20 protein-coding genes are annotated in these 23,659 nt (G+C 56.6%); 3 read left to right on the top strand and 17 right to left on the bottom strand.

The genetic code is table 11. The annotated features are described in order from the left end of the window. Window positions 1–329: 329 nt before the first annotated feature. The 10 genes from ACTIKR_RS01855 to coq7 all read right to left on the bottom strand — a co-directional run bounded on the left by ACTIKR_RS01855 (window position 330) and on the right by coq7 (window position 13,994). On the bottom strand, window positions 330–1,463 hold the full coding sequence (locus ACTIKR_RS01855; RefSeq protein WP_193089250.1) for a glycosyltransferase family 4 protein: 1,134 nt from the start codon (window positions 1,461–1,463) through the stop codon (window positions 330–332). A gap of 24 nt (window positions 1,464–1,487) precedes the next feature. Beyond that, window positions 1,488–2,771 (bottom strand): glycosyltransferase family 4 protein, encoded by a 1,284-nt coding sequence (locus ACTIKR_RS01860; RefSeq protein ID WP_370540232.1) that lies wholly within the window; start codon window positions 2,769–2,771, stop codon window positions 1,488–1,490. Continuing rightward, complete coding sequence (locus ACTIKR_RS01865; protein WP_193089249.1) at window positions 2,771–4,006, bottom strand: glycosyltransferase family 4 protein; 1,236 nt, start codon at window positions 4,004–4,006, stop codon at window positions 2,771–2,773. The genes ACTIKR_RS01860 and ACTIKR_RS01865 overlap by 1 nt, the downstream gene beginning before the upstream one ends. 32 nt (window positions 4,007–4,038) lie before the next feature. Next, window positions 4,039–5,934, bottom strand: coding sequence for an asparagine synthase (glutamine-hydrolyzing) (gene asnB, locus ACTIKR_RS01870; RefSeq protein WP_193089248.1), 1,896 nt, complete (start codon window positions 5,932–5,934; stop codon window positions 4,039–4,041). Between the two features lie 9 nt (window positions 5,935–5,943). Beyond that, window positions 5,944–7,044 carry a glycosyltransferase family 4 protein gene (locus ACTIKR_RS01875; protein WP_193089247.1) on the bottom strand — a complete coding sequence of 367 codons (1,101 nt, stop codon included), beginning with the start codon at window positions 7,042–7,044 and terminating at the stop codon, window positions 5,944–5,946. A gap of 46 nt (window positions 7,045–7,090) precedes the next feature. Beyond that, window positions 7,091–8,458: a murein biosynthesis integral membrane protein MurJ gene (gene murJ, locus ACTIKR_RS01880; RefSeq protein WP_370540231.1), complete on the bottom strand. Its 1,368-nt coding sequence runs from the start codon at window positions 8,456–8,458 to the stop codon at window positions 7,091–7,093. A 3-nt stretch (window positions 8,459–8,461) separates the two neighbouring features. Next, entirely contained in the window at window positions 8,462–9,487 is a 1,026-nt protein-coding gene (locus ACTIKR_RS01885; protein ID WP_442327013.1) for an SDR family oxidoreductase, read from the bottom strand. A gap of 93 nt (window positions 9,488–9,580) precedes the next feature. Then, the gene (gene tviB / locus ACTIKR_RS01890; RefSeq protein ID WP_193089244.1) at window positions 9,581–10,855 is read right to left on the bottom strand and encodes a Vi polysaccharide biosynthesis UDP-N-acetylglucosamine C-6 dehydrogenase TviB; all 1,275 of its coding nucleotides are present in this window, start codon (window positions 10,853–10,855) and stop codon (window positions 9,581–9,583) included. Window positions 10,856–10,995: 140 nt separating this feature from the next. Beyond that, window positions 10,996–12,069: an MraY family glycosyltransferase gene (locus ACTIKR_RS01895; protein ID WP_193089271.1), complete on the bottom strand. Its 1,074-nt coding sequence runs from the start codon at window positions 12,067–12,069 to the stop codon at window positions 10,996–10,998. Between the two features lie 1,247 nt (window positions 12,070–13,316). Further along, window positions 13,317–13,994 (bottom strand): 2-polyprenyl-3-methyl-6-methoxy-1,4-benzoquinone monooxygenase, encoded by a 678-nt coding sequence (coq7, locus tag ACTIKR_RS01900; RefSeq protein WP_193089243.1) that lies wholly within the window; start codon window positions 13,992–13,994, stop codon window positions 13,317–13,319. A gap of 142 nt (window positions 13,995–14,136) precedes the next feature. On the opposite strand from coq7, the gene ACTIKR_RS01905 reads away from it, so the two are divergent. The 3 genes from ACTIKR_RS01905 to ACTIKR_RS01915 all read left to right on the top strand — a co-directional run bounded on the left by ACTIKR_RS01905 (window position 14,137) and on the right by ACTIKR_RS01915 (window position 15,948). Beyond that, window positions 14,137–14,559 (top strand): OsmC family protein, encoded by a 423-nt coding sequence (locus ACTIKR_RS01905; protein WP_193089242.1) that lies wholly within the window; start codon window positions 14,137–14,139, stop codon window positions 14,557–14,559. Window positions 14,560–14,561: 2 nt separating this feature from the next. Beyond that, the gene (locus ACTIKR_RS01910) at window positions 14,562–15,359 is read left to right on the top strand and encodes a thymidylate synthase (protein ID WP_193089241.1); all 798 of its coding nucleotides are present in this window, start codon (window positions 14,562–14,564) and stop codon (window positions 15,357–15,359) included. A 64-nt stretch (window positions 15,360–15,423) separates the two neighbouring features. Further along, window positions 15,424–15,948, top strand: coding sequence for a dihydrofolate reductase (locus ACTIKR_RS01915; protein WP_193089240.1), 525 nt, complete (start codon window positions 15,424–15,426; stop codon window positions 15,946–15,948). A gap of 19 nt (window positions 15,949–15,967) precedes the next feature. Here ACTIKR_RS01915 and ACTIKR_RS01920 read toward each other — a convergent pair whose 3' ends face one another. The 7 genes from ACTIKR_RS01920 to ACTIKR_RS01950 all read right to left on the bottom strand — a co-directional run bounded on the left by ACTIKR_RS01920 (window position 15,968) and on the right by ACTIKR_RS01950 (window position 23,643). After that, complete coding sequence (locus tag ACTIKR_RS01920) at window positions 15,968–16,690, bottom strand: ABC transporter ATP-binding protein (RefSeq protein ID WP_193089239.1); 723 nt, start codon at window positions 16,688–16,690, stop codon at window positions 15,968–15,970. Beyond that, window positions 16,683–18,482 carry a branched-chain amino acid ABC transporter ATP-binding protein/permease gene (locus tag ACTIKR_RS01925; RefSeq protein WP_193089238.1) on the bottom strand — a complete coding sequence of 600 codons (1,800 nt, stop codon included), beginning with the start codon at window positions 18,480–18,482 and terminating at the stop codon, window positions 16,683–16,685. Before ACTIKR_RS01925 ends, ACTIKR_RS01920 begins: the two co-directional genes overlap by 8 nt. After that, window positions 18,479–19,534 (bottom strand): branched-chain amino acid ABC transporter permease, encoded by a 1,056-nt coding sequence (locus tag ACTIKR_RS01930; RefSeq protein WP_193089237.1) that lies wholly within the window; start codon window positions 19,532–19,534, stop codon window positions 18,479–18,481. The genes ACTIKR_RS01925 and ACTIKR_RS01930 overlap by 4 nt, the downstream gene beginning before the upstream one ends. Window positions 19,535–19,597: 63 nt before the next feature. Continuing rightward, entirely contained in the window at window positions 19,598–20,767 is a 1,170-nt protein-coding gene (locus ACTIKR_RS01935) for an ABC transporter substrate-binding protein (RefSeq protein ID WP_193089236.1), read from the bottom strand. 61 nt (window positions 20,768–20,828) lie between these two features. Then, window positions 20,829–21,980, bottom strand: coding sequence for an ABC transporter substrate-binding protein (locus tag ACTIKR_RS01940; RefSeq protein ID WP_193089235.1), 1,152 nt, complete (start codon window positions 21,978–21,980; stop codon window positions 20,829–20,831). Window positions 21,981–22,071: 91 nt separating this feature from the next. Continuing rightward, on the bottom strand, window positions 22,072–22,797 hold the full coding sequence (locus ACTIKR_RS01945; RefSeq protein ID WP_193089234.1) for an SDR family NAD(P)-dependent oxidoreductase: 726 nt from the start codon (window positions 22,795–22,797) through the stop codon (window positions 22,072–22,074). A gap of 69 nt (window positions 22,798–22,866) precedes the next feature. Then, on the bottom strand, window positions 22,867–23,643 hold the full coding sequence (locus ACTIKR_RS01950) for a cyclase family protein (RefSeq protein WP_193089233.1): 777 nt from the start codon (window positions 23,641–23,643) through the stop codon (window positions 22,867–22,869). Between the last annotated feature and the right edge of the window lie 16 nt (window positions 23,644–23,659).

The following is a 23,659-nucleotide window of genomic DNA, read 5'->3' on the forward strand; positions in this document are numbered from 1 at the left end:
AGCAGGCGATTGATCGCATCCGCGCAGAGTTCAAGGCAGTGTTCGCCCAGTTTGCGCCTGGCGCGGTGTTGCCGTTCTGATTGTTTTATGACGACGGTAAGCCGTCGGGCAAGGATCCTTGCCCCGCCCTGCCTTTGCATGATGCATTTTCACAATGCCTTTTGCCTGAAACCGAGATAAACCGTGTTTTGTAAGGGCTCAGATGCAACAGAAATAGTGGGCTTCGGGGATAACGGGTTTCGATGATACCGGGCCTGGGCCAGCGCGGCAATCAGGCTTTGGCAAAAGCGGGCGCCGGCAGTCCCGGGCCCTTTGGCGGTCTGAGTACCCTAGCGGCTTAGCGCCTGGTAAATATCCAGATGCGCCTGCACCACCTTGCGAATGTCGAAGGCCTCCTGCGCCAGCGCCCGTCCTGCCTGGCCCATGGCCTGTCGCTTTTGCGTATTCTCTGCCAAATCACAGACCGCCTCATAAATTGCGCACGCATCCCGGACCGGCACCAGCACGCCTGTCTGATCGGCTTCAATCGCATCCCGGCATCCTGGTACGTCGGTCGTAATCACAGCACGTCCGCAGGCGGCGGCTTCAACCAGCGACTTGGGCAACCCTTCCCGGTACGACGGCAGCACCACAATATGTGAATCTGCGTACAGCGCAGCAATATCGCTGCGCTCGCCCAGCCATTGCACGCGGTCGCCCCAGGCCGTGGCCTCTTCCTGCGTTACCGATGCCGGATTGCCCGGATCGGGATTGCCCACCACCAGCCAGCGATAGGGTTTGCCGTCGCGCCGCGACATGTCGGCCGCTTCCACATATTCCAGCACGCCCTTATCGCGCAACAGTCGTGCCACAAAAATGATCCTAACCGGCAGCGGCGGCTCCGGCACCGCTGCATATTGCTCAAGATCCACACCTGAACCGCGGATCATCACTACCTGATCGCCGCGCACCGCGCCAATGCCGCTCAGGATATCGCGATCGTTGTTGTTCTGGAAAATGACACGGCTGTTGGAGTGTCCCAGCGCAAAGCGATAGAGCTGCTGGGTCAGTAATCGGACCCAGTCAATGCCCTTGTGTTCGCGGGTAAAAATAAAGCCCAGGCCCGAGATCGCAGAGACCACGCCCTTTACTCCCGCAAGCCTTGCAGCAATGCCGCCATACAGCACGGGTTTGATTGTGACCAAATGCACGATATCGGGCCGCACCCGCCGCAACAACTGATAGATGGCGTAAAGCGTTTTGAGTTCGGCCAGCGGGTTCATGCCGCTGCGCGACATCGGCAACACATGGTGCGTCAACCCATGTGATTTGATAGCCTGCACGGCAGCGCCGTCCATGGTTGCCACGCTAACCTCATAGCCCTGTTCCTTTGCCGCCAATGCGATGGGCAAACGATGCGACAGAAAAAATGCAGGATTATTCACCACAAACATCAGGGAGCGAGGCAAGTTTTGCTGTGTCATAGTACGGGGTCCCTATTCGTCGAATCAGCGCGCATCGCCAACCATCGCCCGCCAGGTCTGTTCATATCGTTCAATCATCTTGGGCAGGCTGAACTCCTGCAGCACCCGGGCGCGTACCCTGGCGGCGATCACGTCACGGCCCTGCGCATCGATGGCGGCAAACGCCTGGCCGATCGCGTCGGCCAGCGCTACCGGGTTCTGCGGCGGCACAACCCAGCCGGTATCGCCCACGATCACGGCGGCATCGCCAACATCGGTCACCACGCCGGGTACGCCGCAAGCCATCGCCTCGGCCACCACATTCGGAAAGCCCTCTGCCAGGCTCGAGAGCACGTGTATATCAAGTGCGTTCATGACGGCAGGCACATCATCGCGCATGCCCAGCAGGAGTACTTGATCGGTTACATCGGCCTCGCGCAGCAACTGCATCAATTGCGCATTGTCTGTGTCCAGCCCTTTGCCGACCAGCACACAATGCAGGGTCAGCCCGTTTTGTTTGCACTGCGCCAGCGCGGCGATCAGGCTGCGATGGTCCTTGAGCGGATTGAAACGCGCCACAAAACCGATCACCCGCGCATCGGGCGCCAGTTGCCACTGCTGCCGCAGGCGCTCGCGGGCCTGCGCATCCGGTTGCCAGCGCGTCAGGTCATAGCCGTTCTGTATCACCACCATTTTGTCTGCATCGTAACCCCATTGCTCATGGCGCGCTCGGGCGCCTTGTGCGCAGCAAACAATGGTTTGCGGCAGCCAGCCGGACACCAGCCCGCAAGCGCGCGCCAGCAGCCAGGCAGACTTGCTGCTGCTCTTGAGGTTTTCGCCCGAATTGCGTATGCCCCAGGCAATATGCCGGATCCCGGCGGTTCGTGCTGCCAGTCCGGCAATCGCATCGGCGTGATACATCCAGGTCTGCACCACGTCAGGCCCAAGCCTGATCAGTTCGCGGCGCAGCGCCAGAAAGTCGCCCGGCGTGATCTTGCCGGATTTCATGCCAAGTGTAATAACGTTGATGCCCGCATCGCGCAGACCTGCGCCGTACAGCCCGTCATCGGTAAAGCAAACCAGGGTATGCCGAACCGTGCTTGAAGGCGCCATCAACAAGCGGTTGAGCACCGCTTCGGCGCCGCCCTGGCCCAGGCCGCTGATCACATGCACCACATGCAGTTCGCGCGCAGGCGCTGTTGTTATTTCTGCAGTTGCGTTAGCGCCATCTATCGGCGCTGCGGCGACCGGCGCCGATACGGATGAATCCGATCCTGCAGATTGGCTCATGGCGCCAGCCGCGCCAGCGGGCTGCGACAATGCCGGCATTATTGCGACTCCGTCGGCGTTGCCGGTTTTACCCGCGACTTGCCCAGCACCGCATCAAACAGGAACTGCCATTGCTCCAGTACCGCGGCCAGGCTGTAGCGGTCACGTACCGAGATCGTGGCACGATGGCCAAGCTCGCGCCGCAGTATTTCATCTGTCATAACCTGATGCAGCGCTTCCTGCAGGGCATCCACATCGGAGAGCCCGACCAGAATGGCATCACGCCCGTCTCTGGACAGTTCAGCAGGCCCGCTGGGGCAATCCATGGTCACGCAAGGCAGGCCCAGCGCCATGGATTCGAGCAATACATTGGGAAACCCTTCCACTTCAGAAGTCATCACAAACGCATCGGCGCGGCTGATCGCCTCCCAGGGCTGGTCGGTATTACCCGGCAGATGGATGCGGTCCTGCAAATTCAGTTTGCGCACTTTTTCCTGCAGCAAGCTCAGAAGCGGTCCTTCACCCCAGATCGTCAGATCCCAGTCGGGCACCTGCGGCGCCAGCCGGGCAAAGACATCAATCAACATTTCAAAGCGCTTGGTGGCAACAAACCGGCCCATGGCGCACAATTGCTTGCGCGCACCCGCTTGTGCTTGCCGATCAGACGGCGTTGCTGCGCCGGCGGTTTCCGCATCGGGTGCCGTGCCGGCGGAATCGGACACATACGAGACCCTGCCGGTATCGTCCACCGCCCGGGCGGCCGACTCCAGTGCCGGCGGCAACGGATTGGGAATAACCGCCACATGCTGCAAGCCGGGCACAACACGGGCAAAGACCTCGGCGGCCTGTTGCGTCTGCAGCATAACGGCATCGGCCTGCGGATACAGCAGGCGACGCGCGTGCGACAGGACATTGCTGATATTCTTGCTGGCGGCCGGATTGGTTCTTTCGCACACAATGACCGGAATGCCCAGGCCCTTGGTGGCCGCCAGCACCATGACATTCACATTCGTTAAAAACGATACGATCACATCGGGCGCTTCATCCTGAATCAGGCGCCGCAGGATCAGCGGCTTGGCCAGCGTACGGAACATGCCCGGGCCGCTCAGATGCCGGGCTACCCAGACCTGGCGCACGCCGGGATCCAGCGGATAGAACGATTGGCCCGTACCCCGGGAAAAAGTGGGCATCAAGCACACATCATGGCCTTCGCCCACCCAGGCATTGACCAGCGATGCGGCCACGCGCTCGGCGCCACCGGCATTCATGGAACTGACAAGTAACAGGATCCGCATGTACTATTCCTTACCGCTGCAGTTAATGATCTTCATGGTTTTATTCCGTATTCGTCCAGCCAGGCCTGCAGCATCAGGATACCCCACAAGCGCGCACTGTTGTCCACCTGCCCGCTTTGATGCTGCATCCAGACCTCGCGCACACGTTGCGCATCCAGCAGGTTCTGTGCCTCAAGGCGCGGCAATGCCAGCAACTGCTCGCCCCATTGGCGCAACGGCCCCCTGAGCCACTGCCCCATGGGCACGGAAAACCCTTTCTTGGGGCGATCGAGCATCTGCGGCGGCACGTGACGGTAGAGCAGTTGCTTGAGAATCCACTTGCTGTCGTTGCCGCGCAGCTTGTATTTTTCGTCCAGGCTCCAGGCAAACTCATATACCCGGTGATCCAGCAGCGGCACACGGGTTTCAAGGGAAACGGCCATTGCCGCCCGGTCCACCTTGACCAGAATATCATCGGGCAGATACGACACCGTATCGATAGCCATCATCGTGTCCAGCAGGCTGTCCAAAGGGGCCTGTGAAAAGGCGCTGGCCGGTTCGGTTGCGCCCTTGACCAGGCTGGCCGGGTCCTGCCAGTACGAAACAAACTGCCGGTAGAACGCGACCATATTGTTCGCCCCCAGCACCTGTTCGAGCTTGCCGAATTTTTCTGCACGCGGCCCCGACAGCAGACTGGCGGCAACCCGTGCACCCGCACGCAGGGGTGCCTGCAGGCCTGCCGGCACACGCTCGCGCTTGGCCCACCATTGCTGCACCCGTTTATAACGGGAATAGCCGCCAAAGAGCTCGTCACCAGCATCGCCCGAGAGCGCCACCGTCACCTGCTGCCGCGCCATGCGCATTACCAGCGCGGTCGGAATCTGCGAGGAGTCGGCAAACGGTTCGTCATACATCTGCGGCAGCGCGGGAATCAGATCCAGGCTGTCCTGGCCACTGACATAAAGCTCGGTATGGTCTGTGCCCAGATGGCGCGCCACCTCGGCCGCGTATTCGGCTTCGTTATATTCCGGTTCGGTAAAGCCAATGGAAAATGTCTTGAGCGTACCGGCCGCTTCCTCCCGGGTCAAACTGGCAATCAGGGAAGAATCAATGCCGCCGGATAAAAACGCGCCCAACGGCACGTCCGAGAGCAACTGTCCGCGGATCGCCTGGCGCAACACGCGATCCAGGCCATCGACCGCATCATCATCCCGCGCAAATTGCGCACGCGGCTGCGAACGGGCTACCTCCAGCGCAGACCAGTAGGGCTGCGGTTCGGGCCAGTTGCCTGCGTCTATCTGATCCGGCGACAAACTGACCCAGGTCCCTGGCAACAGCTTGCGCACTTGTGTGAACACGCTATGGGGCGCAGGAATGTAGTTATGCCGCAGAAACAGCGCAATCGCATCACGATTCAAATGCGCATCAAAACCCGGCAAAGGCATCAGCGCCTTGAGCTCGGAGGCAAACATCAGGCCATCTGGCGCATAACCGTAATACAGCGGCTTTTCCCCGAAGCGGTCACGGGCCAGCACCAGATTGCGCGTCTGCCGGTCCCATACGGCGATGGCGAACATGCCGACCATCCGCTTCAAGGTTTCCTGCACGCCCCAGATCATCAGTCCGGCCAGAATGGTTTCCGTATCGGCGTGTCCGCGCCAGGCATGGGTATAACCGTCCTGCTCCAACGCCTGGCGCAATTGCGGATGGTTATAGATTTCGCCGTTGAACACTAGCATGAAGCGCTGATCGGCACTGGGCATGGGTTGGTGCCCCTGCTCGGACAGGTCCTGGATGGCCAGCCGAACGTGGCCAAAGGCCACGCCATTATCTGTATCTTCCCAGAAACCATGGCTATCCGGCCCACGGTGGGCAATACGGCCACAGCTTTGCGCAAGCAATGTTTCCTTGTGTTCGAACCGGCCTACAAGCCCGACAATCCCGCACATAAGCGTTGCCTATCCCTTTTTATCCTGATGCTGTATGTCGTTGAATACCTCATACCACAAAGACAGCACGCGTCGCATCGAAAAACGGTCACGCACATCCACGGCACGACTGGCCAGCGTTTTGCGAGCCTGCTTGTCCTGCATCAGCGCCGACAGCGCGGCAGCCAATGCCTGCGGATCTTCTACCGGTGTGACCAGCAACCCGTCGATATCGGGCCGGATAATCTCGCGCGGGCCGGTTTCACAATCGAATGCCACGCTGGGCATGCCACAGGCCATCGCCTCAAGCAGGCTGTTGGACAGGCCTTCTACCCGCGAGCTCAGGACATAGATATCGCAGGCCTGATACCACTGCTGCATATTGCCTACCCTGCCCGGCATACTGATACGCCCGGCCAGCCCGGCCACATCAATCTGTCCCTGCAGGCGATCGCGCTCGGGGCCTTCGCCCAGGATGACCAGATCCCAGTCGGGAAATACGGCAGCCAGATCCCTGAATGAATCGATCAGTATATCGAAACCCTTGTCGGTGTGCAGGCGCCCCACAGCCAGCAGGCGGCAGCGTCCGTTGCGCAGTGGTGGCGTCACCTGCGGCTCGCTATTGGTCAGCGGCCAGTGAACGGCATTCGGTATCACTGCCATATTCGATCCGGGCACGTGGTTGACGACCCAGCTGGCTGTATCGCGGGTCAGCGCCACCACCCGGGCTGCATGCGGATACGTGCGACGGCGCAGCTTGAGCCAGAACGGCGACAGATTCTGCGATGGCGGATGGGTATGCTCGGTGGCAATGACCCGGCACCGCAAGCCGGTGGATGCCACTATCGACAGGATCGACGCGGTCGTCATCATGCCCAGCACGATATCGGGTCTGTAGCGCTGCATGGTTTTTCGCAAGGCGTACAGGCGTCGCAGATTGGCCACCACGCCGCGCAAACCCGCCGTATTGAGCGCTACCCGCTCCACATGCTGGTTCAGTTCATAGACGTCGCCACGGGCATCGGTCTGGGTCACCACCATCACGTCATGCCCGTGAATATGCCACTGGTTGGCCAGGTCGACCGCTACCCGCTCCGCCCCGCCGGCATGCAACGAGTGGATGAAGATCATGATTCGCAGAGGGGCTGGCGCTGCGGTCGTCGAATTCAAAGACATATCAATCGGTTGTTTTTTCAGAAGTAGATTGTTTGGACACATCATGTGTCAGCGTCACAAAGACATAGCAAATATAAGACAGCAGGTACATGCAACTGGTTGCCAGCATAATACCTTCGGCGCCCATCAAGGGTGCCAGAATCTGGTTGAGTACCGCCTTGAGCGCAAAGTTGGCCACCGCAATGGCGGCCATCAGCTTGTAGCGGTTCTGGCTGGCCATCAGCTGCACCAGAATCAGCACGCCGAAATAGAATGGCAACTGCAATATTCCCCAGCGCAGCACGCTGGCCACGGCAATCGTGTCATTGGCCGTAAAGGCGCCGTTTTCGAACAGAATTTTCACAATCCAGGGCGCCAGCACCCAGCAGGCAGCCACGGCAACAATCCCGCCTGCCAGCATCAGCACCGACCATTTGAGCGCCATATTGCGGGCGCGCAGCGCATCGCCCTGGCTTTGCACATCGGCCAGCACCGGCAATGCAGCGCGTCCCACCGATGCGGCGCCAAGACCGATAATCAATGATAGCAAACGCGTGGCATAACCCAGCGTCGCGTTGGCATTGTCTCCAAGGCTGGCCGCGGCAATCTGATCCAGCGGACCCACAAAGCTCATGGCGATCTGCCCGATCAGCATCACGCCGGCCGCGTTCAGCAACAACGGCCACTGATGCGACTTGAACGTAAAACTGGGCACACCCCAAATACCGTTGTCAGCCTTGCGCGCCAGCACTGTCAGCCAGACCGCCTGTATGACGTAGCCAACCAGCGTCCCCAAGAGTAGTGGCATGACGCTGACATCGCCCGGCGTGACCAGAATCCATATCAATATCATGAGCGCCGGGATGCTTTCCAGCAAGGTATTGACATGCCGCTCGTGCGCACGCAGGCGCGATGTTCCCACGCCGATCAGCAGCGTCAGCAAGGCCGCTGGCGCAAAGGCCCAGATCAGCTCGGTACTATGCTGCCTGGTGGTCTGGCTCAGGTTGCCAGCAGTATAGTCAAGAATATAGGGCCACAGCAGCCAGGTCAGTACAGCAGTCAAAACACCAATCGCCAGCACCCAACCCTGCAGTTCCCGGAGAAATTGCACCCGCTCGCTGCCAGGCGCGTAGCGCGTCTTGACCAGCACCGGAATCAGGACAATGGAAAACGCCCCGACAATGGTAATGGGCAGCCAGTTCGCCATAGTCATGGTGAACTGATAGGCGTCAACCACCTCGCTCACACCATAGCGATGCGCCACCGCCATTTCCTTGAGCGCACCGGCCATCTTGCCGATCAGCAGGAAAAACGCCACGCGCATCGCGCCGCGCGCGATACGCATATGGTCAGGATGCAGCCCTTTAAACCGCCCGATTGCCCGCTTCAAGGATCAACGCAGGAACTGGGTATACCACGGCATCGCCACTTCGATCCCTTCCAGGATATCGTGCGTGGGCTTGTACCCCAATTGGTCATGCGCCTTGGTAATATCTGCCTGCGAATGACGAACGTCGCCGCTACGAAAATCGCGGTATACCGGCTTTTTATCGTACTTCACACCGTTTTTGTCCAGCGTGCTGGCCAGATGGGCGAACAGCTCATTCAGGCTGGTGCGGGCGTTGACCGCCACGTTGAACACCTGGCTGCCCTCTTCTGGCATATTGGCAGCTGCCAGCAGGTTGGCCTGCACGGCGTTTTCCACAAAGCAGAAATCGCGGCTGGTTTCGCCATCGCCATTGATGAACACCTCTTCGCCCTTGATCATGGAAGCGGTCCATTTGGGGATCACGGCCGCATAGGCGCCATCGGGATTCTGGCGTTTACCGAACACATTGAAATAACGCAGGCCCACGGAGCTGAAATCGTAGGCACGGGCAAACACGTTGGCATACAGTTCGTTCACATATTTGGTGACAGCGTACGGAGATAAGGGATTGCCGATCTTGTCTTCCACTTTCGGCAGATCCGGATGGTCGCCGTAAGTTGAACTTGAGGCCGCATAAACAAACGACTTGATACCGGCCTCGCGGGCGGCAACCAGCATATTCAGAAAGCCGCTAATATTGACTGCGTTCGTTGTAATGGGGTCATCAAGGCTGCGTGGCACGGAACCGAGCGCCGCCTGATGCAGCACATAGTCTACGCCGGCAACGGCTTTTTTGCAGGCATCCAGGTCGCGAATATCGCCTTCGATGAAATTGAAGTTGGTCCACTGCTGCGTGCTGACTGCTTTTTGCACTTCGTCAAGATTGTGCTGAAAACCCGTGGAAAAATTATCCAGGCCCACTACTTTCTGATCCAGCAAAAGCAAGGTCTCCAGCAGATTGGAACCGATAAAGCCGGCGCAACCGGTAACCAGCCAGGTGCGTGGTTCGGCCTGAATGGCGTTTTTGAGATTGTCGAATGCCTGAGTCATAATAATTCACCTGCTATTGGTTGAAGCTGCCAAAACACAGCCGCCATCGAATGCACATCGACAGCGCCTGTTCGTACTTACCTGCCTTTCTGATTACAGTCGAATATCGGCCTGATCGGCCTTCAGTACGTATTTAAGGTCATAAAGTACATGCTGGGCCTTGCCCAGCGCCCGGATGCCTTCGGCACCCATGCTCACAAACTGATGATGCGATACGGCCAGGATAATGGCATCGTAGGCGCCCTTTTCCGGCGTTTCCACAGGTGTAATACCATATTCGTGATCGGCTTCTGCCGGATCAACCCACGGATCATAGACGTCTACATCCATACTGTACTCGCCCAGCTCCTTCAAGATATCCACGATACGCGTATTGCGCAGATCGGGGCAGTTTTCCTTGAACGTCAGGCCCATGACCAGCACCTTGGCGCCCTGCACCTGGATCTGGCGCTTGGTCATGGCTTTGACCAGCTGCGATACCACATACGAGCCCATGGAGTCGTTCAGGCGACGGCCGGCCAGGATGATTTCCGGATGATAACCAATGGCCTGCGCCTTGTGCGTCAGATAATAGGGGTCCACGCCAATGCAGTGACCGCCGACCAGACCCGGACGAAACGGCAGGAAATTCCATTTGGTGCCGGCCGCTTCCAGCACGGCTTCGGTATCAATGCCCATTTTATTGAAAATAAGGGCCAGCTCATTGATCAGGGCGATGTTCACGTCGCGCTGGGTGTTTTCAATGACCTTGGCGGCCTCGGCCACGCGAATACTGGATGCCTTATGGGTACCGGCAGTAATGATCTCGCTGTACAGATCATTGACCAGGTCGGCAATTTCCGGCGTAGAACCCGACGTAACTTTCTTGATCGTTGAAACGCGATGATTTTTGTCGCCCGGGTTGATGCGCTCGGGGCTATAGCCAGCAAAGAAGTCTTCGTTGAACTTCAGGCCGGAGCATTTCTCCAGAACGGGCACGCAATCTTCTTCGGTTGCCCCAGGGTATACCGTAGATTCATAAATGACGATATCGCCTTTTTTCAAGACCTGGCCAATGGTTTCGGACGCCTTGATAAGTGGGGTCAGATCCGGCTGCTTGTAGTCGTCAATCGGCGTTGGCACTGTCACGACAAACACATTACATTTGGCAAGCTCTGCCGGATCAGCACTATAGCTCAGCTTGGCAGCCTCGGCCAGCTCCTCGGAAGATACTTCCAGCGTGTGGTCCACACCGCCCTGCAAGTCTTTGATACGCTTCTGATTGATATCAAAACCAAGCACACTGCGCTTTTTGCCGAATTCCACCGCCAGAGGCAGCCCGACATATCCAAGTCCGACAATTGCTAATTTTATATCGCCAAGTTGCACGTAGTTCTCCAGAAGGCTATTCAAATAGATGTGATGGAACGTATTTCAAGCGTCAATTTTAACAAGTTCCGGATAAGCACGGACGAAGATGCGACACGCATGTATTACCGGAATGAAACAAAGCAAACTGCCGGATGCGGTCAGCGACGGCGCGACACCGACGGCAGCAGCAGCCAGCGCGGGCAGCGCCATGCCACCAGGCGTGAATAGAGCCAGATATACACAGATGCAAATACCAGCATACTGATACACAATGCGATCGGATTGTCCCAGTAATAGGTTGCCGGAATCAGCCCGATCAGCGTCAGTACCCACAAGTATGGAGATGTCAGGGCGTTGCACATGACCGGCACCATGCCCTGCCCCCTGCGATTGAACGTGACACGAACCAGGCGGCGAAAAATAAGCTGGTGCAGATGCAGCGCATCGGGCTGGTCTACCGGCACGCCACGCTTGAAGCGGCGGCGCCAGATTGAAAAAAGCGTTTCGAATACGGGATAAAACAGCACGGCCAGCGCATAGAAGGGCGAGACCGAAGGGTTGCGCACCACCAGCAACACCGCCAGTTCGGCAAGCATGAAGCCGATAAAGTAGGCGCCACCGTCACCCAGGAACACCCGTCCGTAAGGAAAATTCCAGACGAAAAAGCCGATGATGGACGAAGCCATGGCGAGGGCAATGGCAAAAATGGCCAGGTCATCCACCTGGTACGCCACCAAGGCAATTGAGGTCGCCATCAGCATGGCCACCATGCCGGCCAGGCCATTCATGCCATCCACAATATTGAGCGCGTGGGTACATCCGCCTACGGCAACCACAGTAAAGATCAGCGAAACCGGCCAGAAGCCCAGAATGTAATTGAAAGCGTCAATGCTGACGCGGCTGACTCCGCCAAAAAACCACCAGGCAATAGCGGCAGACAGGAACGCGGCCAGCAGGCGCTTGCCCGCGCCAATGTCCTTGGTAATGTCTTCGAGAAGGCCGGCCACAAATACCGGCATCGAAGCCACAAATAAAGCGGGCCATAGCCAGTTGAGCGTCATGTTGTCGGGCCGGCCCAGCACCAGCAGCCCGGCCAGGGTACCGGCAAACACCGCCAGCCCGCCAATACGAGGCGTGGATTTTTTGTGGGATGCTTGCGGTTTGTTCAGATCATAGTCGCCGGTGTAGCGGCCATGCCATCTTTCGGAAAAAACAATAAGCCCGCCGACCATAAAGGCGACAACGCTGATATAGAGATATTGCCAGGGAAATGTCAAAGTCGATCCAGAATGCAAATACTTAACAAGCGACAATAGTAACTCGGAGCGACCGGGCGCTATCCGGTTTGAAACAAACGGCATAACATTTCATATTCGGCAATTTTAATAATTAATCTGCATTAAAAATGCCGTCCGTCACATTATGACAAATTTAGCTCACTTGAGGGCTGGCGCTTCAAGTGTAAGGTCACGCGCAAGATCAAGGCCAGGATCGATGTCAATGGGCAGGTCGACAGCGCGAATCGACCGAACAAATCGCTGGTCAGGCTTATCGACCCGGGCCAATCCCAAAATGAATGGGCAACCTTATGGATCCAGGAAAGAACCACATCCGAGATCAACAGCCACGGGCTTTGGCTCAAACGACGACCCTGGTCCGCCGCTTGCGCCCCTCCTGCCTGACCGCGCTTTGACCTAGCGCCCAGTCCTGACCAGACCCTTATCTTGCTCTGGCCCAGCGCCCACCCTGCCCGGGGCGCACCGGTCGGCCTTGGCTTAGCCAATATCCTGCGCTTTGCCGTCCAAATACAGGACTCGCGGACAAAAAAAAGCCCAAGACCTTGCGATCTTGGGCTAAATCCACCAAAGGAGGAGGGTGGAGGAGACAACCTTGGCAAGACAAATAGGCGAGAAACTCAAGCAGCAGGCAATTAAGAAGCAAACAACCTTTTCTTATTGCGGGCAATGCTAGCTGTTACTGTGGCGCCAACGCTTATTCTTGAATGTGGCGAACTGCAGAACTGCTGTCACTGCTTACTGCGAATTTCCGAAAAACCATTTCGTCATCCGTTAAACAGATAGTACTGCTTTTTTTTGTGCGATGCAAGAAAATTATCAGTCAAGCGTTTGAATTCGCTCCCAATTTACTTCAATCTGTTTCAAAACCGACACAGCCCACACACATGTCCATAGGTAATTACGCTGGTGTGCGGGTATGTCTGGATATTTTACGCCCTGGCAGGTGAAAAAAAACAAAGCAGGCAGGCATGTCGTGGTGTTTTCACAACATTCGACCATAAATCAGCGTAAACAGGGAGGACATCCCAAGGTCGCCACCACCCTGCCGGACAGATATGGCGCCGGCATCAAGGGCGATCAGGGGTCCTGCGCGAAGCGTCTCGCAAGCCCCGGCAGGATCATCCTGCCTGCGTTGCACTGCGAGAGGCAAGGCTGGGGCGCAGGAATCTCAGACGCGAGCTTCAGACGCGATATGCCAGCGTTGTCATGACTTTGGACATGGCGGTCATGATGCCACGCACCGGTAACGGCAATGGCGTGCCGCCGTGCTGTTGCGCAGTTTCACGATGATGGACCTCATCTTCCTTCATCTGCTGGACAATGGCCCGCGAGCGGCTGTCCTGCGCGGGCAGATCGCTCAGGTGACGCTCCAGATGCGCTTCCACCTGGCGCTCCGTCTCGGCCATGAAACCCAGGTTACGTTCGCGACCGGCGGCACTGGCCAGCACCCCCAGCCCGAAAGAGCCCGCATACCATAGGGGATTGAGCAGGCTGGTATGGCTGTTGAGTTCACGAATACGATCGCGGCACCAGGAAAGATGATCCACCTCTTCCTGCGCAGCCGTCTCGAACACCTTGCGCACCGACGTTTCCTTGCACATAAGCGCCTGCCCGCGGTACAAGGCCTGGGCGCATACTTCTCCGACATGATTGACACGCATCAGGCCGGCTGCATGCCTGGCTTCGGCCTGGCTCAGATCCGGTGCGCTGGCTGCCATGTGCGAGCCCGCAGGATTGGGGCGCGAAGCACGCGAAGCGCCCGAGAGCACTTCGAGCGCAGTCCCGATTTCTGCCAGCACCCGGTCGGCAAGCGAATAACGACGATCAAATTCACGTACAACAATAGCTTTTTCGGTCATAAGTCAGCCTGTTTTGGAAAGGACAGGAAAAGAACGGAGCAGGCGCCGCCGGCGGTCGATTTGGTAACCCGCGGGAGTCTGCCCGATCGTCTATTGTAGCAATGGGTTATGATTTGATTTTGATTTAATGCAGGAAACAATCATGGAATGCAATATCGAATGGAATGGCCCCGAAGGCATGCTGTTCGTTGCCACAACCGGCAGCGGACACACCGTTGCCATGGATGGCGCGCCTGAAGGCGGCGGCAACAATCTGGCTCCCCGCCCCATGGAGATGATGCTGGTGAGCGCCGGAGGCTGCTCAGCCTATGACATCGTGCTCATTCTTAAACGCGGCCGGCACCAGGTTTCCCGCTGCCAGGTAACGGTACAGGGCGAGCGTGCCGAGACCGATCCCAAGATTTTTACCAAAATCCATTTCGTCTTCACCGTCACCGGCAAGAACCTGCCTGAAAAAGCGGTGGAGCGGGCCGTCAGCCTGTCTCACGAAAAGTACTGTTCTGCCGTTGCCATGCTGGAAAAGTCAGCAACCATTACCCACGCTTATGTGATCGCCGAGGCATAAAGATGAACCAGCAGTATGAAGCATTCATGCGCCATGTAATGGAGCATGGCGTAGCCAAGACAGACCGCACCGGAACCGGCACCCGCTCGGTATTCGGTCATCAGATGCGCTTTAACCTGGCCGAGGGCTTTCCTCTGGTCACTACCAAGAAGCTACACACCAAAAGCATTTTCATTGAGCTGCTGTGGTTTTTGCGCGGAGACTCGAACGTGCGCTGGCTGCAGGAACGCGGCGTCACCATCTGGGATGAATGGGCCGATGCCCAGGGCAACCTGGGGCCGGTTTACGGTGTGCAGTGGCGCTCCTGGCCCAAGCCGGATGGCGGCCACATCGACCAGATCAGCCAGGTCATTGAGCAAATCAAATCCAATCCGGATTCTCGCCGGCTGATCGTCTCGGCCTGGAACGTGGCCGACATCGGGCAAATGAAACTGCCCCCTTGCCATGCGTTCTTCCAGTTCTACGTGGCCGATGGCAAACTGTCCTGCCAGCTGTACCAGCGCAGCGCCGACATCTTCCTGGGCGTGCCGTTCAATATCGCCAGCTATGCGCTGCTTACGCATATGGTCGCACAACAATGCAATCTTGAGCCAGGCGACTTCATCTGGACCGGCGGCGACTGCCATTTGTACAGCAATCATATCGAGCAGGCACAACTGCAATTATCACGTACGCCATACCCCTTTCCACGGCTGATCATTCATCGCAAACCCGACTCCATTTTCGGCTATGAATATGAAGATTTCGAAATTGCCGATTACCAGTTTCATCCGCATATCAAGGCGCCGGTAGCAGTCTGACCCTGCCAGCTCAGACGTAGCCTGCGTCACTTGCCCGCCTGCGCACCATATAACAGGAACCGACATGCCTTCACTGATTATTCTTGTTGCCTATGCCATCGAAAACCGAGCCATCGGCGTGAACAACACCCTGCCCTGGCATCTGCCGGGCGACCTGAAACGCTTCAAAACCCTCACCATGGGCAAGCCCATCATCATGGGTCGCAAGACCTGGGAGTCTATCGGGCGCCCCCTGCCGGGCAGGCGCAATATCGTTATTACCCGCCAGCAGGATTTGAGCGCCGAGGGTGCCGATGTGGTCAATTCGCTGGACACCGCCATCTCCCTGGCGTTCGAGCAAAGTGATACGGCGTTCGTTATCGGTGGAGAACAGATTTACGCCCAGGCCATTGAAAAATCCCAGCAGGTCATGGCAACTGAAATTCATCAGTTTGTCGATGGCGATGCCTTTTTCCCCGACCTGGATGAAAAACTGTGGCGTGAAACATCTCGCGATGCCCAACCCGAAGAAAACGGCATGAACTACGATTACGTTGTTTATGAACGTATTGCGAAAGACCTGCAAAAAAACAAGGTCAGCATTCCGTGATATTGCCCTGGCTGGGCTGCTACTGCTGCCCGCCACCCAAGTAAAGCTGAATGACTCGGGGGTCATCAAGCAGTTGCGCAGCCGCACCTTGCAGTGCAATCTCGCCGGTTTCCAACACATAGCCGAAGTCCGAGATCTGCAGTGCAGCGCGGGCATTCTGTTCAACAAGCAACACCGACACGCCATCATCACGCAGCCTGGCGACCATTCGCAAAATATCCTGAACAATGAGTGGCGCCAGACCCAGGCTGGGTTCGTCCAACATCAATAGTTTGGGAGAAGACATGAGGGCCCTGCCCAGGGCCAGCATTTGCCGCTCACCACCCGAAAGCGTGTATGCCTTTTGTTTTTTTCTCTCATGCAGTCGTGGAAAACGGGCGTAGACGTTATCCAGACGCAGGCGCACCCCCGTCTTATCAGCGCGTTTCGCATAAGCGCCCAACAACAAATTCTCATAGACACTCATTTGCCCGAACAGTTCGCGCTGCTCCGGCACCAGACAAATGCCTTGTTCAACACGGCTCTCCACATCGATGTGTTGCAGATCAATACCTTCATAGGTCACGGCGCCTTGCGACGGGCGTAGCCCCATCAGGGCCGACAACAGCGTTGTCTTGCCGGCGCCGTTCGGCCCGATTACAGACACGATGCTGCCAACCGGCACTTGTAGCGAGACATTTCTAACTGCCTGCACATGTCCGTAGGAAACACTCAATCCCGATACATTCAGCATGCTATTCATTTGCCGCCCCCCCTAAATAGGCATCCTGTACTTTTCTATCGGCCCTCACTTGCTGTGGCAGCCCTTCTATCAGCTTGGCGCCGAAATTCATCACAACCAGGCGATCGACCAGTTTCATCACGAAATCCATATCGTGCTCAACAATCAATATAGTTAATCCTGCTTTCTTTAGCTGACGCAACAGGGTGGCCAGCACATCCTTTTCGTGCTTTCGCAGACCGGCCGCCGGTTCGTCCAAAATCAGCAATACAGGATCAGATGCCAGTGCTCGGGCAATTTCCAGTATTCTTTGTAGCCCGAGCGGCAGCTTACCAGCCGGCGTGTACTCCTGACCTTCCAGACCAATACGGACCAGCTGTTTATAAGCTTGATCCAGAATGCGATTTTCCTCGGCGCGATTCAGACCCAAACCCGATCGCAGAAACCCTGCCGAACCTCTCATGTTGGCGCCAAGCGCAACACTGTCCAATACGCTCATACCTGGCCTCAGTTTGACATGCTGGAAAGTCCTGGCGACACCAAGGCGCGCAATCTGTCGTTGTGATTTATGCGTTACATCCTCGCCCAAAAAGTGTATTCGCCCTTCCGTTTTCCCTAACACACCTGTAATAAGATTGAACATGGTGGACTTACCCGCTCCATTGGGACCAATCAATCCCACGATTTCACCTGCCGATACGGTAAAGCTCACGTTATTTACCGCAACAAGCCCGCCGAAACGGCGGACAACGCCATCCACGCTCAGCACTTGTGTCCCCGCCTCGATCGGAGCCCTTTCGGTCAGAGGCTTTTCACCTGAGGGTTGATAGCGTTTTTTATCGACCTGCGCAACTTTCTGCCCCACGCTCTTGTACCTTGCGACGAACGACATAATGCCTCCGCGTGCAAAGTGCAAAAGCAGGATAAAGAGCGCACTGAACACAATCGCCTCAAGCTGACCGCCCCTGGAAGAGACCAGAGGAAGAATATCCTGGATGTAATTTTTCGAGATCAGCACGCCAGCGGCACCCACCAGCGCCCCCGACAGAAAACCGACACCTCCCAGAATGGCCATCAGCAGGTAATTGATACTGGCATGCAGATCGAACGGAGACGGGCTCACAAAGCGGTTCATATGCGCATAAAGCCATCCGGCCAGTGCCGCAAATACGGCAGCAGTGACAAATAATTTGAGTCGAATCACAAACGCATCTTCGCCCACACTGGCCAGCAGGACGGAACCGCCGCGTAAACTGCGGATGACCCGCCCCGCCCTGGATCGCAGCAAATAATACGAAAACAGCAGCGCAAGCCCCACCAGCAGCCATATGAGGTAATACATCTGCAATGGATTGAGAAGCTCAACGTTGCCTAGCGAGACCGGTGGGATATTGGTAATACCGGTATTGCGGCCAAGCATGTCCATATTGCCGAACAACAGTGAAATCGACAGTCCCCAGGCTATCGTGCTCAGGGGCAAAAAATGACCGCCCAACCGCAGTGTGATGCAGCCAATGACCAGCGCGCACAACGCTGTAATCAAGACTGCTGCGAGCAAGCCGGTCCACGCGGACAGGCCATAGTGAGTGGTCAGATAGGCGGTGGTATAGGCCGCAACACCCACGAAAGCCGCCTGTCCAAAAGACGTTGCTCCGCCTACACCTGTCAGCAGAACCAGGCCGAGAGCGACCAGGGCGCCAATGCCGATATCGTTCATCAGCGAAATGCCGAACTTGCCCAGAAACCAGGGCAATCCCAGAATGAACAGCGTTCCCAACATAAATACGACGATACTGCGCAGGGACGTTTTCATTCGTCGATCTCCTCGTTGCTATCTTCATCATGTGCCGTCAACACCGAACGAACCATCAATACGGGAATCAGCAATCCGAACACAATGACTTCTTTCAGTGCTCCATTCCAGAAAGAAGAAAAACTCTCTACGATGCCTACGGCAAGGGATCCAACCATGGTCAGCGGATAACTCACCATGCCGCCGATAATGGCGCCTACAAATGCCTTAAGACCCAGCATAAAACCGGAATCGTAATAGATGGTGTTGACAGGTGAAATAAGCACACCAATCATGCCGGCAAGTATGGACGCGAAAAGATAAACCAGCGTAGCCGTCTTCACCGGCCGGATGCCGACAATGCGCGCGCCCACCCGATTGACCGACGTTGCACGCAGCGCCTTGCCTGTTAAAGTAAATTCAAAGAACAGATAGAACATAATGCTCAACACTATGGCAACGGCAATGGTCAACGCAACCTGACCGCTCAGCGTAAAATTGCCGAACAGAGCGATATCCAGGTCTGTGAATGACTCGGTACGAAAGCCTTCGGGCCCAAAGAAAAGCAGCCCCAGGCCGACAAACAGAAAGTGGATGGACAGCGAGACAATAAGCAGGATCAGGGATGAGGCATCGGCAATCGGTTGCAATGCAATGCGCGCAATCAGCGGAATAATGGGCGTCACCAGAAGTACTGCGGCGGCTATCTGGATCAGCATCGAATCGGTACGTCCGACAATCGACCAGGCGAGCAGACACGGCACCAGCGGCGCCACACCCCAGCAGGCAATCGCCCGGGGAATGTTACGCCACGCGTGCGTGCGGGCAAGACTAACCATTTCCACGGCCAGCGCAACGACAGCCAGCACAATCACCAGACCAATAGTGGGGGGCACGACACCGGCCTGCAAAGAGGCAAGGCTCAGCGCGGCGAATGCGGCCACATCGCCAAAAGGCACAAAAATGACCCGGGTAACGGAAAACACCATTACCAGTCCGATACCCGCCAGCAGATAGACAGCGCCATTCGACAACCCGTCTACCGTCAGCATATAAGCAACTTCCCAATCCATTGTGTATCCCGTCCGACGTTACTGGTTAATCGTGCGACGCGCTTGGCCTCGTTGTCCGCCCCATCATTTTTCGGGGATATATTTCCATTTGCCTTTTTCCAAACGGACCAGCACACGACCACGTTCGTCGCTACCGAACGAATCGCCCTGTTTGAACGTATAGACGCCGTGCGTGCCGGCCACTTGCGTGCCCGACATGATGGCGTCGCGCAGGGCTTCGCGAAACGCCGGAGTACCTGGCTTGGCTTTGCCATCGGCGATGACTTTTTTCGCTGCCTCGGCCGCAATCAGCCACGCGTCAAAGGCATACGCAGAATAGGCATCGGTCGACGGCTTGCCATTGGTTTTCTGGAAAATATCGTGAAACTTGCCAGACATCTGCTTGACGGGATGATCGGGCGGCAACTGTTCTGCCACAATCACCGGCCCGGTCGGTGCAACCAGCCCTTCAGCAGAGGAACCAGCAACACGAATGAAATCAGGGTTGATCAATGAATGTGCGCCATACAGTTTGCCCTTGAAATTCCTGTCTCTCAGAGCCAGGTATGGCAATGCACCCGGTGTTCCCGCACCGCCGGTCATCACGGCATCAGGTCGCTTGGCGATAATCTTCAGAATCTGTCCGTTCACCGAAGAATCAGATCGTGCATAACGTTCATTGCTCACAACCTTGATGCCTGCACTGTCAGCTTCCTTGACAAGATTGTCGTACACCAGATCGCCCCAGGCGTCGGAAAATCCAATATATCCAACCGTTCTGACGCCATCGCGCTTCATCTGCCCAACTACGGCACTAATCATCAACTTGGCGGACTGAGCAGTTGTCACATACCAGGCTGCATTTTCTCCCGTTGTGCTGGCCGGACTGATGCCGATCAGCGCTGTCGCCGCCTCCCGCGCCACAGGCAGAGCGGCGAGCGTCGCCGGTACATTGGACGAACCGATCAGAATATCAACCTTGTTGTCCTGCGTCAGTTTCCGGGCGTTCCGGGCCGCGCTCGACGGATCCGTTGCATCGTCCAGCACAATCAACTCCAGCTTATTGCCCTGAACGTCGGGAACCATCGCCTGTCCTGCTTTGGCGCCTTGTTCATAAGGAATGCCAATTGATGAACCCGGCCCGGTTAACGCGGTAATCAGTCCTATCTTGATGGTATCGGCATGCGCAACGCCCAGCGATCCTACACCGCCCAAAATTCCAGTTAGCACAACCTGTTTAAGCCAATCTTGCATTTTATTCTCCTGATTCTATGTATTATTCGGTCCTGCCACATTTGTGTAGCCAGAACGCTGTTTACTCGTTTTCCAGCTTCCATTTACCATCTCGCAGTTTGACCACGACCCGGGCCCGTTCATCCGTTCCGAAAGGACTACCGCGTTTGTAGTTATATACGCCGTGGGTACCTGCCAGTTCGTGTGTCTTGAAAATGGCATCCATCACGGCTTGTCGATAGGCCGGGGTTCCAGGTTCCGCATGTTTCTGTGCCTCGGCTGTCGCCGCGACCAGCAAAAGCCATGCGTCGTAGGACCAGGCCGAAAAGACGTCTGGTGACCCCTTGGGGAAGGCCGCCTGAAATGCCTCGCGGTAGGCCAGTGCCACTTTCTTTACCGGATTGGTATCCGGCAATTGTTCAGCAACAGTCACCGGCCCCGTCGGCGCCAGAATTTCGTCGCCTGCTTTACCCACAACTCGAATGAAATCACTATTGATCAAACCATGCGTACCATATACTTTGCCTTTGTAGCCGAGTTTTTTCAGCTCCAGATAAGGCAGTGCTGCAGGCGTACCCGAGGTCCCCGCCAGAATGGCATCGGGCTTTTTCGCACGGATCTTCAATATCTGACCGGTCACCGACGCATCAGTACGTGAATAACGTTCGTCATTAAGCAGTTCTATGCCGACCTGCGCCGAATGCTTTTTCAATGCGTCGTGGGCCAAATCCCCCCAGGCATCCGAAAACCCGATGTAGGACACGGTTTTCACACCATGGGCTTTCATATGATCTACCACGGCATTGATCATCAGCTCGGTTGGCTGAGCGACACTCACCATCCATTGAGCAGTGGCCGGCGACACATTGGCTACCGGCGATATGGCAATGAACGGCACCTTGCTTTCGTTCGCGACAGCAGCGATGGCCATCGTACCGGGTACGCCTGATGTTCCCATCAGCACATCAACCTGGTCTTCATTGATCAGCTTGCGGGCATTACGCGCCGCCGTAGCGGGATCAGATGCATCATCCAGGCGTATCAGTTTGATATCGGCATCCGCTGACTTTCCTATCGCCTTGTGCCCGGCAATCGCTCCATTCGCGTATGGAATACCGAGGGACGAAATCGGCCCCGACAATGACGAAATAAATCCGACAGTGACGGTTTTTGCAAATGCGTCCACCGACGCACACATACCCACAGCGAACACAATAGTTGACAGCAGCTTCATAGTTCCTCCTGTTTGACCGTCATGCAAACCGACGATCAAAAAACAAATGAATCCACGATTTCAGATAAACACACCTGAAATCGGCGGGGCCTTAAATAGTGATGGAACCGATGCTGCTGCCACCACACACATACAGCACCTGCCCGGTCACGAAACCGGATGCAGCGCTGCAAAAAAATGCCACTGCCTGGGCCACGTCATCCGGCATGCCGATACGACCCACCGGAATAGCCGCTGCCAGGGATTTTTCGCGCTCGCTGCCCGGTTCGATCACGTCGTAAAACATGTCCGACGCTATCGGTCCGGGCGCCACCACATTAACCGTAATGCCAAATCCTGCCAGCTCCAGCGCCCAGGTTCGTCCCATCCCAATCATCCCGGCCTTAGTGGCTGCGTAAGCGGTGCGTGTCTGCAGGCCAAGCGCACCCCGAGACGAAATCAATACAATCCGTCCGTACTTGTTTTTTTTCATGGACGGGATAAAAGCTTGGGTCAATGTCAGGGCACTGGTCAAATGCAGCTGTGAAAGCGCATCCATGTCTTCGTCGCTCACCTGCTCAATCAGATTAGGGCGGATAACCCCGGCGTTATGCACAAAATGACTGACCGGGTAAGTGTCGGCTACGTCGCGCGCGACCTCCCTGACCGCCCCGCGATCGAGCAGATCCACACTCCTGGTCTGCAACCGGGGGTGGCTGAACTCGGGCGAACGCCGCGCCAGCGAAATCACCTCCATGCCCCGCTCAAGCAGCGAGTTGCATATGGCAGCGCCGATACCCGCGCTACCTCCCGTTACGACTGCGACTTCGCGTTCCATCCCTGTTTACTCCTGTGTATTTCGTTTGTCATTATTTTTCTTCTGTGCACCCTGGCTGTTCAAATAAAGCTACTGTTCGACCAACGCCAGTACCCGCAAGGGGCTACCCGAGCCGCTGCGTATTTTCAAGGGGGCAGAAAATATCATCGCTCCGCTGGGTGGTAGTTGATCCAGATTGGTCATGCACTGCAACCCGTAGCGGTTATTGCCATGCATGAAGTAATGACAGGGAAATGGAGGATCCAGATGCTGCGCCTGACCCGCGTCTGTTCCCACCGACTCGGTGCCAAACCCATGCACATCGCGCTCCCGAATCAGCCAGGGAACCACCTGTGCATCTGGCCCCGGCGAATGAGCCCCATCGTCCTGCATATTCAAATACGCTGCCGGCTTTTCCCGCTTGGACCAGTCGGTACGCATGAATACCCAGGATCGGGCGGCAATTTTCCCATGCTCTTTTTCCCATTCGAGCACTTTGTCGATGGTCAGCAGATAGTCGGCAGACACGGCCGACTCTGCCGAGCAGTCGATTACGCAGGCATGGGCAATGAACGCCTGCGGATCAATGGTGTCCACGGTATTGTCGGGCTGATCCTTGCCGCTGACCCAATGCGCAGGCGCATCAAAATGGGTCCCTGTGTGCTCGGAGCACGAAAAATTATTCCAGTACCAACCCGGACCACGTTCGTCATAACGTGAAATTTCCTCGATGCGAAACGGCCATGCCTGTCCCATTTCCGGAGGAAGCACAATCGTCGGAAACTCCGGAGTCAGCGTTTCCGTCAAATCAACAATTTTCACTTTCCCCGAGGCCAGTGCTCCCATCAGTTCTACCAATACAGTCATCGTGCTCTCCTTTGTC

The organism is Advenella sp. (assembly GCF_052108595.1).
GTDB lineage: Bacteria > Pseudomonadota > Gammaproteobacteria > Burkholderiales > Burkholderiaceae_B > Advenella.